Origin of the sequence: Amphibacillus sp. MSJ-3 (genome assembly GCF_018919165.1) — a bacterium.
Lineage (GTDB): Bacteria > Bacillota > Bacilli > Bacillales > Amphibacillaceae > Amphibacillus.
Map to the genome: position 1 here is coordinate 65,267 of NZ_JAHLQM010000009.1, position 13,554 is coordinate 78,820.

Consider the following 13,554-nt stretch of genomic DNA (forward strand, 5'->3'; position numbering starts at 1 on the left):
ACAAAAAAAGGGTTGGCTCGCCAACCCTAAAAAAAATATGACTTATAAAGGGAGTCATTCTAATGCCTTATAAAAAACGGCTAATTTTACTTATACTATTGGATTCATTCATTATTTTATCAGCTATTTTTATCGCTTCATGGGTTGTCTATCCTTTAAGTGAGACTTGGTCAACTCAGACAGTTATCATTAGTTCTATTTCATTATTATTCTTTCATTATTTATACGCAAGATTTTTTCAGCTATACAACAAGGTGTGGGCTTATGCGAGTATTAAGGAGTTGCAGGCCATTGTTTATGCTGTAACCCTCTCAATTCTTTCAACTGCAATAATTCAATACTTTATCAATGATTATACAATTTATCGCCGAGCTCTTGTTGTTACTTGGCTCCTATATGTTACCTTAATGGGCGGGTCACGCTTTATTTGGCGTGTTTTTCGAGATCATTATATTAATCCGAACCCAAATCAAAAACGGACTCTTATTGTTGGGGCTGGTTCGGCTGGTGCTATGATTGTCAGACAGTTAACTAGCGGACAATCAGATTCAGACCTAAAGCCTGTTGCCTTTGTCGATGATGATATGAACAAACAGAAAATGCAAATCTTTAACCTCCCTGTGTTGGGAACGACAAATGATATTGCAGAGATCGTCGCAGGGCAAGCGATTGAACACATTGTCATTGCCATTCCTTCACTTCGAAATGGAGAATTGACGGATATCATCACGCGTTGCAATGAAACAGATACGAAAGTTCAAATTCTACCGAAGATTGAGGACCTTGCCACAGGGACGGTATCTGTTCAAGCCTTACGCAATGTTGATGTTGAAGATGTTCTGGGCCGATCACCAGTAGAACTAGATATTGATAAAATCTCAGCATATGTAACTGGAAACACTGTAATGGTAACTGGTGCAGGTGGTTCAATTGGTTCAGAAATATGTCGCCAACTGATGCGTTTTAGTCCAAAGAGAATTCTTCTATTTGGGCATGGAGAATTTAGTATTTATAATATTGATATGGAGTTGAAAGAAACGTTCGATAAGAGTGATACGGAAATTATTCCGATCATCGGTGATGTCCAAGACCGAGACCGAATTTTCAAAATAGTCAATCAATACAGGCCAAATATTATTTATCACGCAGCTGCCCATAAACACGTTCCCCTAATGGAATTTAATCCACATGAAGCGATAAAGAACAACATAATTGGGACGAAAAATGTTGCTGAAGCAGCTGATACATTTAATGTTCAAACCTTTGTCCTTATTTCTACGGATAAGGCAGTTAACCCAACAAATGTGATGGGTGCAACAAAACGTGTTGCAGAAATGATCATTCAGAATTTATCAACAACAAGCAATACGAAATTTGCTGCTGTTAGATTTGGTAATGTACTTGGTAGCCGTGGTTCTGTTATTCCATTGTTTAAAAGACAAATTGCCAATGGAGGTCCAGTGACAGTTACCCATCCAAATATGACTAGATATTTTATGACGATTCCAGAAGCGTCAAGACTAGTTATTCAAGCAGGAACGCTAGCTAAAGGTGGCGAAGTGTTCGTTCTTGATATGGGTGAACCTGTGAAAATCGTCGACCTAGCTAAGAATCTTATCAAACTATCAGGCTACTCAACGGATGAAATTGAAATCAAATATACAGGGATCAGACCTGGCGAGAAAATGTATGAAGAGTTACTAAATGAAAATGAAATCCATTCAGAAGAAGTTTATGAAAAAATATATATTGGTCGAACAAATCCAGTTGATCTAACTCAAATCCTTCAGTTAATCAATCAATTTGAACAATATAGCAATAAACAAACGAAAGAAGAGCTAATGCGCATCGTTTATTCAAATCAAGAAGTAGAATCTAGTATTTCATAATCGTTACATCATGCAATCATATATTTTTCAGACGGGAGGAGTAAGTCATCATGACTTATATGACAATTAAAAGAATCATTGACATAATTTTATCTTTATTCGGATTACTAATCTTATCTCCTCTATTTTTACTTTTAATTATAGCGATAAAGATTGACTCAAAAGGGCCTGTGCTTTTTAAACAGAAACGCATAGGTATCCACAAGCGTTATTTTCATATTTTAAAATTTAGAACGATGCGAATTGATACACCCAAAGACACGCCAACTCACTTATTAAAAAATCCAGATCAATGGATCACTAAAGTAGGAAGATTCTTAAGAAAAACAAGTTTAGATGAACTCCCGCAGATCATCAACATCTTAAAGGGAGACATGAGCATCATTGGCCCACGCCCAGCACTATGGAATCAATCCGATTTGATTGAAGAACGGGATAAATATCATGCGAATGACGTACCAGTTGGACTGACCGGCTGGGCACAGATCAACGGTAGAGATGAACTCCCGATCGAAGTCAAAGCAAAACTTGACGGTGACTACGTTCAAAGAATCGGCTTTGCCATGGACGCTAAATGCTTCTTTGGCACCATCATCAGCATTTTTAAAAGTGACGGCGTGGTCGAAGGTGGTACAGGGGCGACTAGTAGCAATAAAGAAAAAGCAAGGGAGACTATCTAAATATGAAACGTATTTTGATAACCGGTCAGAATAGTTACATAGGCAGCTCTCTTGAAAAATGGCTTATGAAAGAACCCAAGAACTATCAAGTCGATACAATTAATATGCGCGATGAAAGTTGGAAAGAAAAAGACTTTTCAACTTATGATGTGGTCTTTCATGTGGCTGGGATAGCGCATGTGAAAGAAACAAAAGCAAACAGAGACTTATATTACAAGGTTAATAGAGACCTAGCTTATGAAACTGCACAGAAGGCAAAAAGTGATGGTGTGAAACAGTTTATTTTTCTAAGCTCAATGAGCGTCTATGGTCTTGAAACAGGTACGATAAATGAAAATACACCAACAAAACCTAATAGTGCCTATGGAAAGTCAAAACTTGAGGCAGAAAAGTTAATTAATAGTCTAGTAGATGAGTTATTCATTGTTACAATTTTAAGACCGCCAATGGTTTATGGAAAGGACTGCAAAGGAAACTATCCAAGATTAGCAAATTTAGCCCTAAAGACACCGATATTTCCAAAGGTTAATAATAAAAGAAGTATGATTTATATAGACAACTTATCGAACTTTATTAAGCAAATAATCGATAACTGCAGTGAAGGATTATTTTTTCCACAGAATGCTGAATATGTGAACACCAGTGATATGGTGGGTTTAATCGCTAAAACACATGGAAAGAAAATCAAAATGACAAAAGTATTTAATCCATTATTAAAAATAATAAGACTTAGTATAGTAAAAAAGGTATTTGGGGATTTGGTTTATGAAATGAATAGTTCTACAATTACGGATAAATATCAATTATTTAACTTAATCGACTCTATAGTAAAAACTGAAAGTAGTGGAAAAATAGAATGATTAATAATAATTATAGTGTATTAATGTCTGTTTACAGTAAAGAGAACCCAAATTATTTCAAAGCTAGTATGGAGAGTATGATTAACCAAACGCTATTACCTGAGGAAATTGCTATTGTAAAAGATGGACCGCTAACTAAAGAATTAGAAGAAATCATTCAGTATTATAAAATCAACTATCCTCGAATAATTACAATTATTCCATTGAAGGAAAATGTGGGTTTAGGAAACGCCTTGAATGAAGGGCTTATAAAATGTAGAAATGAACTGGTTTGTAGAATGGATACTGATGATATTTCTTTAAAGCATAGATGTGAGATACAGGTGAATGAGTTTTTAAAAGATGAGAGTCTTGATATTTTAGGTTCAAACATTGATGAATTTCATGAAATACCTGAAGAAGTTATTTCTTCAAGGATTGTCCCTACAGATCATAAGGATATAGTTAAATTCTCCAGAAGGAGAAATCCTTTCAATCATCCTACCGTAATGTTTAAGAAATCAAGTGTTTTAAAACATGGGGGTTATGGTAATTTTAGACGTAATCAAGATTTGGATCTATTTGTTAGAATGCTTGATAACGGTTGTAAAGGAAAAAATATCGATGAATCATTATTATTATTTAGAGCAAATAATAATAATATAAAAAGGAGAAAAAGCTGGGAAAAGTGCAGTAGTTATATTTATATGATATATACCTTTTGGAGAAGAGGACACTCTAGTTTATTTGATTTATTAATTGTGACTGCAAGTCAATTGATTATTTTTATTTCTCCATCTTGGGTACTAAAATGGATTTCAAGTAAATTCCTTAGACAAGATAGTAAGGAAGGTATCTAAATGAACTTTGAACAAAGAATAAATAAGATATTAACTAATCTACCATTCTTAAAAAAGCTAATTAAAAGAATTTATCAAATCTTAATGTATATAATATCACCTAAAAAAAAATCAGAAGGTAATATTCAAAGAATCACTCCAAATGATGACTATGAATATTTCTTTGGGTACTATGATAAATCACCATGGGACTCTACTGATAGATATATGTTGTGCTTAAGAGCGAAAAATACGACAAAGTCAGTTGCCCCGAGAGAACAAGCGGAGATTATTTTAATTGATACCTATAACAATAATTCTACTGAAGTTATTGGAATAACAAGAACGTGGAATGTTCAACAGGGCTGTATGCTACAGTGGTTAGGGCCAGATCATTCAGAGAATATAATATTTAATGATTTTAGACAGGGCAAGTATTGTTCCGTTATTTTAAATATCAAAACTAAAGAAGAGAGAGTACTTGAACTACCAATTTATAGCGTAGCTAACAATGGGAAGTTTGCTCTTACTTTAGATTTTTCACGATTACATAGATTGAGGAAAGGATATGGATACTCAAATTTAAAAGAAGATACTGCTGATGAAAAATGTCCTGATAAACCTTGTGTTTGGTATATAAATCTTGAAACAAATAAATCTAAACCAATATTGAAGTATACAGACTTTGCTACTTTTGAACCTAGAAATGATATGAACGGTGCAGTTCATAAAGTTAATCATATTATGTTAAATCCATTGAATGATCGATTTATGATCCTACATCGGTGGATTAATGGCACACAAAAATTCACAAGATTAGTTACTGTCAATATTGATGGTAGTAAAATGTATAATTTAAGCGATGATAATATGACCTCACATTGTTCTTGGAAAAATGATCGTGAATTAATAGCTTATGCAAGAAAAAAGAAAGTTGGAAACGGATATTTTTTAATGAGAGATCAAACACATAAATATGAACATGTAATGACTGAATTAATAATGGACGGACATCCAAGTTTTTCACCCAATCGGAAAAAAATAGTTACAGATAGTTATCCTAATCGTTCTAGAATTGCAAGTGTATATTTAGTTAATGAAAAAAACAATATTAAAACTATCGCAAAAGTATTTGCACCATTTAAGTATGATAATGATGTGAGATGTGACTTACATCCAAGATGGAATAGAGCAGGAGATAAAATATGTATTGATTCTGTGTTTGAAGGGAAAAGGGGACTTTATCAACTTAATATTAATAAATAAATTTGGCGAGGTTTCATAATGAACAAAATTAAAATATTATATGTCGTTTCAACACTAAGAAATAGTGGACCTACTAACCAATTGTTGGGGAAGATAAGTAATTTAGATAAGATGAAATTTGAAATTAAAGTTTTAACATTATCCCCTGACCCCAAAAATAATCGGAGAAAAGACTTTGATCGAGCAGAGGTTAGAGTAGACTCATTGAATTTATCTAGACTAGAATTCATGTTAAGAGGTAAGAGATTGTTAAGGAAATATATTAACAATTATAATCCTGATATTGTTCATACAACGGGTATAAGGGCAGATAAAGCAGTTTCAATTCTAAAAACTAATTCCAAGCATTGTATGACAGTCAGAAACTTTGCTCATGATGATTATGTTGCTAAGTATGGGAGTTTTGTTGGAGAGTTTATGGCTAGAAGTAATATTATTGCTATGGAAAATGCTGATTTTGTTATTTGTTGTTCCAAATCGTTAAAAGTAATGTATTCAAATTTAGTATCACGAGATCTATTGGTCGTACAAAACGGTGTGGATACTAGGAAATTCTATCCGTTAAAAGATATTGAAGATAAGAAGAAATTACGAAAATCTTTAAAGTTACCTGAAAATAAAAGAATATTTATTGTACTAGGTAGTTTAATTGATAGAAAAGACCCCTTAGGCATCATTAATGCCTTTAAAAAGGCAAATACAGAAAAAAAATCAATTCTTATTTTACTAGGGGATGGGGAATTAATGGATCAGTGTAGGGATATAGCGGATACAAGTATTATTTTAAAAGGAAATGTAAGTAATGTGAGTGAGTACCTTCAAGCTTCAGATGTCTATGTTTCGGCTTCAAAATCTGAGGGATTACCTAATTCAGTACTAGAAGCAGGTAGGTGTGGTATAAAAATGATTTTATCAGATATACCGCAACATAGAGAGGTATTTGAAAAAGATTCATCTCTTGTACAATTCTTTAATCTAGAATACAAAGATGAGCTAATCATGTTAATAAGGAACGAAATTTGTAATAACAACAATTTTATTAATTATAAAATGGCAGACTTTATCAAGGAGAATTTTAGTAATAATGTTATGAGTAAAAAATATGAAGAGATTTACAAGAATATAATTTACAAATAACATGACAGTTTAAATTGTATTGAAAAAAAAGATACTTAGTTATGACTTTTTAAAGCCAACACATTCAGCTCTTATTAAATTTTTTAAGTTATGCCGAGTATGTGTTTATTAATACAGTAAGGAAGTATAATTTATGAATATTACAATATTTATAGGTGGTTTATCTGGCGGTGGTGCAGAAAGAGTAGTATGTAATTTAGGTAATTTCTTATCAAAAAGACACAAGGTAACAATTTTAACTATGTCGAATGATAAACCTGTATCTGAATTGCATAAAAGCATAAACAGGGTTCCGTTGATTAGGAGTAGCGAGAAATATAGCTATATTACAAGAAACATTATAAGGTTAATTAAATTTCAACAATATATTAGGAAATCGGATACAGATGTCTATTTGGTAATGCTCCCAGCAACTATTAATCTAATGTTATTACATAGAAAGTTGATTAAGGTACCTATTATAGTATCAGAAAGAGCGGATCCAGAAACAAGATATGAAACATCAAAAGTTAGAAAGTGGATTATGAAAAAGCTATATTCCAAAGCTGATGGATTTGTATTTCAAACTCAAGACTCGAAAGAGTATTATTTCAAAAATTTAGGTAAGTCAGGAATTGTTATTCCAAACGCTATTAATAAAGAATTCATTGGATATTATCATATTGGGGAAAGAAAAAAGAATATTGTTTCTGTTGGAAGATTAACAGAACAAAAGAATTTTTCAATGTTAATAAGGGCTTTTAATAAAATAGTAAAAAAACACCCTGATTATAACTTAATTATTTATGGCGAAGGCCCTATGAGAAATGAGTTACAAAAGCTTATAGAGGAGCTAGATTTATCTGAGAAAGTATTTCTATTAGGCTATGTAGAAGATTTAAAAAGTAATATTGTAGATGCCTCCCTTTTTGTTCTTTCTTCAAATTATGAGGGGATGCCAAATGCATTAATGGAAGCGATGGCCTTAGGTATACCATGTATTTCTACAGATTGCCCAGTTGGAGGACCAAGATTCTTAATAAATAATGGTGAAAACGGAATATTAATACCTACAAATAATATTGATAAACTTGAACAATCAATAGATACAATATTGTCAAATCAAAAATTAGCAAACGAGATTGGTAAAAAAGGTACTAATATTGCTAATGAATTAAATTTCGAAAAAATTTATAGTCGATGGGAATTATATATTGAAAGCACACTATAAATCTAATATTACTTGTAGCGTAATTAGTTCTATTATGATGGAGTTGGGAATATGCGTTATAGAATAGTAAATAAAGAAAAAATATATATACTTTTGATCACAGTTTCATCTCTAGCTATTTTCTATTTATTATACCCTAATATTGAAGGACAATTTCATGAAACGTCTTCAAAATTAGTTTTTATCTTATCGTGGATTGGCATATTTGAGTTATGCTACATTATTGTCACGTGGAGAAGTATAACTAAAAAATACATTACTCTGTATACAATGTTCATGTCTTTCTTCTTTTTGTTCAATTTTGGTCAATGTTTTTTATGGGCATTTGGAATCCATATTGAAGGAGAAATAGGAAGTACAAACTTATATTATAATTTAGCAATACCCGATAATAGTGATATTATAAAAACTCAATTATTGGTTTTGATTTCTGGAATTATGATTCATTTTGGCGCAACTATATTTAAGAAAAGCAATAATGACTTAAATAAAAAAGGTAGTATAAGTTTAGAGCAAAATAGGCTATTTAACTTTGCAAAAATAATAGCACCAGTAGTTATTTTTGCGGAATTTTATAGTTTGTTTATTGATTATAGGAATGCCCAAATTTATGGATACACCGCATTGTATTACAACCCTGAAGTGGTGGGTGCTCACGTAATATTTAAGATTATCTCAAGGTTGTTTATACCAATATTGGTAAGTTTATTGTTAGGAAGTAATTATAAAAAGAAAGTAGTCAGATTTGTCTATGTTATATTTGGGATTAATATTTTTCTAAATATACTTATTGGTAATAGAGGATCATGGTTATATGGGCTATGTATTTTAATTATATGTCATCATCATTATTATAAAAAAATAAGATTAAAACAATTTACTCTTATAAGTATAATGGCAATATTTATATCCTATATTTCATCAGCGCTTGTAGCTTTAAGAAATAGCGGAGTAACAGTGGAGAAACTTGTTAATTCTATTACTACGGTTGAAACGAATCCGATAATAAATGCCTTTTTTTCAATTGGACAATCAATGGGTGTGACAACAGTTTTAGTTATGGATGGGTGGGATATATTCCCCTATGGAAACTCCTTTATTAATGGTCTATTAACTGCTCCTACTACAAGGATAATAGAGATATTAGATTTAGAGTATGTTTCAGTAGGTAGTTGGTTTTCCCAAGAATATTTAGGAATAAGTAACGGTGCTGGTTTTTCTATTATTGCGGAGGTATTGATTAACCATGGACCATATTTATTACCACCATTAATGGCTATCTTTGGTGTTTTAATATATGTAATAACAGATATTGAGAATAAATCACTTGAAACAGATATAACAAAAATTATATTTTCAATAATTATGACACTTATTACTGTTAACATATCTAGAAATGTATTTAGGTATATTGCAGGTGAGATACTTTTTACGACTGTTCAATACTTCCTCTATTACGGAATATTCATGATGCTGTTTAATAAAAGGAAAAGTGGATCGAAAAGTATGGCAGTATATTCTACTGAATCTTAGTTATAAAAGACAAATGGTAAATTATTACAGATTAACATTCTAGGGGTTTTAAAATTGAACAAACTTTACAATATTTTCATAAAGAGAAAAGGTTTTATTATATACTCATTACTAAAAATCCTTATACTGATATTATCTTTTGTCACCAATATATTCATCATTAGGAAATTGACAGTGAGTAATTATGGTGTATTTTCTGTTGCTTTAATGTTTGTCGGTTTATTAACAACGTTTGGTTTTAGCTGGAGCTCATCATCAATTCTTTATTATGGGAGTAGAGAAAAGGAGAAAACAGGGTCATTAAATAAAACATTTTGGGCAAGAAATATTATTATAGGTATTAGTTTGATTTTTACTACATTAATATTTATTTTATTTAGAAATCAAATTAACAATTATATTGGTTTGGATGTTTCTTGGTTAATTTTAATTTGGCTTTATGTTAGTGTTGCTGAAGATTATTTAATGCAATATTTCCTTACCATAAAGAAACAAATGATGTCAAGCATGTTGTCAGTAACTGCGAAATTTATTTATTTACTCATGATTTTGTTATTCTCATTTGATGTTAAAACATTAATTATAATGAATATTATTAGTCACTCTACTGTTCTCCTTTATATTATTGGGATAGATAAGTCTGATATTGGGAAGTTTGAATTTGATAAATCTTGGTTTAAAGAGATATTTAATTTTTCTATGTGGCAATTATTTGGATTTTCAGGCTTATATCTTATTAATTTTGGTGATACGGCGGTTATTAATCATTTTCTGGATATAGAAGATGTTGGAATATACAATGCTGCTTTCAAGCTTTTTAACTCAATAGCCAATTTGTCGTTTGTGATTAGTAGTTATTATGCTGGGGCCGTGTCTAGATATTTCATAAATAAGGAAAGCAGTAATATAAAGTTTTTCTTTTATAGAGAAAGATTTCTAATATCTGGATTAAGTACATTTGTACACTTAATAATAATATTCTTGTCAAAACCCTTAATTACTTTTTTTTATGGCATTGAATATATTGATTCAATATTAATCTTTAATATTTTAATGATTGGAAGTATATTTAGATATTTATCCGTCTTTTATATGTTGTATTATAATACAAATGGAAAATATAAACTGTTACAGTATATAAATATTGTTCGAGCACTTATTAATGTCGGCTTAAATATTATATTAGTAAACTATTGGGGTTTAATAGGAGTGGCAATAGCTACCACTATAGCAATTATAATAACTTTCTTCATATCTATGCTTTATTGTGAAAAAAGGATTTTTAAACTTACTAAGGAGAATGGAACAGTATGAATATAAAAAACAGGCTAAAACAGTATGAGACTATATATTTAGTTTATGATAGTATAAAACAATTCTATTACAAATGGTTAGTGTCTGATGAACAAGTGATCAAACGTTCATTTAAGAAAAATCTTGGGAGAAATGTTGATTTAGAAAATCCAATTAAATATAATGATAAGCTTCAATGGCTAAAGCTTAATTGGTATGACCCAATAGCAACAAAGTGTGCTGATAAATATGAAGTTCGAGAAATAGTAAAGGAGAGAATTGGAGAAGATTACTTAAATGAACTTATTGCGGTATATGAATCTGTAGATGAAATTGATATTGATAAACTTCCCGATAAATTCGTATTAAAAGGTACTCATGGTTCGGGATATAATATTATTTGTAAAGATAAGTCAAAAATGAATTGGAAAAAAGAATTTAAAAAAATGAAAAGATGGTTAAGAACAAATTATTACTTGCAAAATCGTGAATGGATTTATAAAGATATAAAGCCACGCATTATTTGTGAGAAATTTTTATCAGATGATTGTGGGAATACGCTTAAAGATTATAAATTCTTTTGTTTTGATGGAGAGCCTGAGTTTATGTTTGTAGCAAGTGATAGAGGGAATGACACTAAGTTTGATTTTTATGATTTAGATTGGAATAACATCCCTGTCTCACAATTTTATTTGAATAGTAAACATGATATCACTAAACCTGAAAACTTTGATCAAATGATTGAACTGTCTAGAAAATTATCTAGGGGATTTCCACATGTTCGTGTTGATTTCTACGTCAATAAGGGGAAAGTGATATTTGGTGAGTTTACTTTCTTTCATTTTAGTGGTACTAAAAAGTTTGAACCTGAAGAATATGATGAAATATTTGGTCGGTATTTAGATTTATCCAAAATTGTTAATGATGGATACAGGGGGTAATAAAAATTATGATTTTCCTCATCACAGGTGCAGCAGGTTTTATTGGCATGAGCCTATCAAAAAGACTTTTAGAAGAAGGTAACAAAATTATTGGTCTAGATAATCTAAATGATTACTATGATGTTCAATTAAAGAAAGATAGACTGGAAATATTAAAAGAGAATGAGAATTTTACTTTTTACCAACTAGATTTGGCTGATAGACAAGCAGTTGAAGACTGTTTTGCTAAGGAAAATGTTGATGTTGTAATTAATCTTGCCGCACAAGCGGGTGTTCGCTATAGTCTTAAAAATCCACATGCGTATGTTGATTCAAACCTTGTTGGTTTTGTAAATATACTTGAAGGATGTCGGCATCATAAGATTAAGCATTTAATCTATGCATCTTCAAGTTCGGTTTATGGTGCAAATACGAAGATGCCATTTTCAACAAATGATGGGGTTAATCATCCGGTCAGTTTATATGCGGCAACTAAGAAATCAAATGAACTAATGGCACATGCATATAGCCATTTGTACGATATTCCAACAACAGGATTACGCTTTTTTACTGTTTATGGGCCAATGGGACGACCAGACATGGCTTATTTTTCATTCACTAAGAAAATCTTAGCCGGTGAGCCGATTAAAATATTTAATAATGGTGAAATGATGCGTGATTTTACTTATATTGATGATATTGTTGATGGTATAGTTCGTTTATTAGATCATCCGCCAAAAGCAAATCCAGAATTTGACCGGGAAAACCCAATTCCGAGTGCCAGTTATGCACCATATAAAATTTACAATATCGGTAATAATCAACCGATAAAACTTATGGATTTTATTGAAACATTAGAGAAACACATAGGGATTGAAGCAAAGAAAGAATTTTTACCAATGCAGGCTGGTGATGTTAAGGCTACTTATGCTGACATCGATGACCTACAACAAACAACAGGATTTAAACCAACTACAACAATCGATGATGGACTGAAGCAATTTGTTGATTGGTATATGGAATATTATCATAAGAACTAATAAAGTAATCGATAATATGATGAAGAAGAAGTAATCTAAATTTCTGAGGAAGGACATGTCGCGATCCACCTATGCTACATTTTGGATACATTTAAGACATAATTATGATCAAACTTTGTCAAGAATGTTCCAGTATATTTCAGTTGTATATAGTAACCCTTCCGCCAGCACTGACCTTGTTTGTGTCCGTAGCTAGTAGTTTTGATTTGGGCTGGTGAAAAAGCAGACTTTAGAGCTCTGTCCGCATCCGCAGCATACTAAGGACAATCGCCTCTGAGTTCTGTCGGTAGGGCTCTAACTCTTTCCAACGGTCACAAAGTAGTGACACGGTGGTAAAGGGAAAATAACTAAGGCTTTGGTTAAGATAGTTTTATTTCTGAAGAAGGCATTTTTGTCATGGGTAGATTAGTCGTTTCTCATGTGGATCAAATAGATTGCACAACTGGATAAATTGGATGTTTGTAATCACACATCTCCTTTATACCATCTATTAAAATTGCATCCCATTCTTCTTCTTTTGGGGGAAAATATAGCACTCCATCAAGCAACTAGTAGTTATACAAATCAATATTAGAGCACAGTCTTTACTTGGAGAAGCAGGGGAGGTAGACTCTTTTTTTTTTGCGAAAAATGACCTGACCCTTTTTTGCTTTCGTAAATCACCATACATAGGAGCTCTATATCTAGCTCTCTCTTTACTGTGGGGAATTACAAAGTACAACAAACGCTAACTCAAATGTGCCCTAAATATTGCCCTAGATTTAGATATATTAGAAAAAATCAATTAGTTGTAACTGTCAAGTTAAATTGAACACTTTTCGCTCATTAATTTTGAACAGTTTTATCATTAAATATTGAGCGACGATGTTTTAATCGATAACTGTCACCTCCTAGTTGGATAACTTCAG

At 31.5% G+C, this 13,554-nt stretch carries 11 protein-coding genes; all 11 read left to right on the top strand.

The features are described from left to right. Positions 1–62: 62 nt before the first annotated feature. The 11 genes from KQI76_RS04360 to KQI76_RS04410 all read left to right on the top strand — a co-directional run bounded on the left by KQI76_RS04360 (position 63) and on the right by KQI76_RS04410 (position 12,646). A complete protein-coding gene (locus tag KQI76_RS04360; protein ID WP_216399091.1) occupies positions 63–1,889 on the top strand; it encodes a polysaccharide biosynthesis protein in 1,827 nt (608 codons plus the stop codon). Between the two features lie 50 nt (positions 1,890–1,939). Beyond that, positions 1,940–2,569, top strand: a complete 630-nt coding sequence (locus KQI76_RS04365; protein WP_216399092.1) for a sugar transferase — start codon at positions 1,940–1,942, stop codon at positions 2,567–2,569. Between the two features lie 2 nt (positions 2,570–2,571). Next, complete coding sequence (locus KQI76_RS04370) at positions 2,572–3,429, top strand: NAD-dependent epimerase/dehydratase family protein (RefSeq protein ID WP_216399093.1); 858 nt, start codon at positions 2,572–2,574, stop codon at positions 3,427–3,429. Further along, entirely contained in the window at positions 3,426–4,268 is an 843-nt protein-coding gene (locus tag KQI76_RS04375) for a glycosyltransferase (RefSeq protein ID WP_216399094.1), read from the top strand. The genes KQI76_RS04370 and KQI76_RS04375 overlap by 4 nt, the downstream gene beginning before the upstream one ends. Next, entirely contained in the window at positions 4,269–5,513 is a 1,245-nt protein-coding gene (locus KQI76_RS04380; protein WP_216399095.1) for a hypothetical protein, read from the top strand. It abuts the gene before it with no gap. Positions 5,514–5,531: 18 nt separating this feature from the next. Then, positions 5,532–6,650 carry a glycosyltransferase gene (locus KQI76_RS04385; RefSeq protein WP_216399096.1) on the top strand — a complete coding sequence of 373 codons (1,119 nt, stop codon included), beginning with the start codon at positions 5,532–5,534 and terminating at the stop codon, positions 6,648–6,650. Between the two features lie 133 nt (positions 6,651–6,783). After that, the gene (locus KQI76_RS04390) at positions 6,784–7,860 is read left to right on the top strand and encodes a glycosyltransferase family 4 protein (protein WP_216399097.1); all 1,077 of its coding nucleotides are present in this window, start codon (positions 6,784–6,786) and stop codon (positions 7,858–7,860) included. A gap of 51 nt (positions 7,861–7,911) precedes the next feature. Then, positions 7,912–9,393, top strand: coding sequence for an O-antigen polysaccharide polymerase Wzy (wzy, locus tag KQI76_RS04395; RefSeq protein ID WP_216399098.1), 1,482 nt, complete (start codon positions 7,912–7,914; stop codon positions 9,391–9,393). A 54-nt stretch (positions 9,394–9,447) separates the two neighbouring features. Beyond that, the gene (locus KQI76_RS04400) at positions 9,448–10,707 is read left to right on the top strand and encodes a lipopolysaccharide biosynthesis protein (RefSeq protein WP_216399099.1); all 1,260 of its coding nucleotides are present in this window, start codon (positions 9,448–9,450) and stop codon (positions 10,705–10,707) included. Further along, complete coding sequence (locus KQI76_RS04405) at positions 10,704–11,627, top strand: ATP-grasp fold amidoligase family protein (protein WP_216399100.1); 924 nt, start codon at positions 10,704–10,706, stop codon at positions 11,625–11,627. The genes KQI76_RS04400 and KQI76_RS04405 overlap by 4 nt, the downstream gene beginning before the upstream one ends. Positions 11,628–11,635: 8 nt before the next feature. After that, entirely contained in the window at positions 11,636–12,646 is a 1,011-nt protein-coding gene (locus KQI76_RS04410) for an NAD-dependent epimerase (protein ID WP_216399101.1), read from the top strand. Positions 12,647–13,554 lie beyond the last annotated feature (908 nt).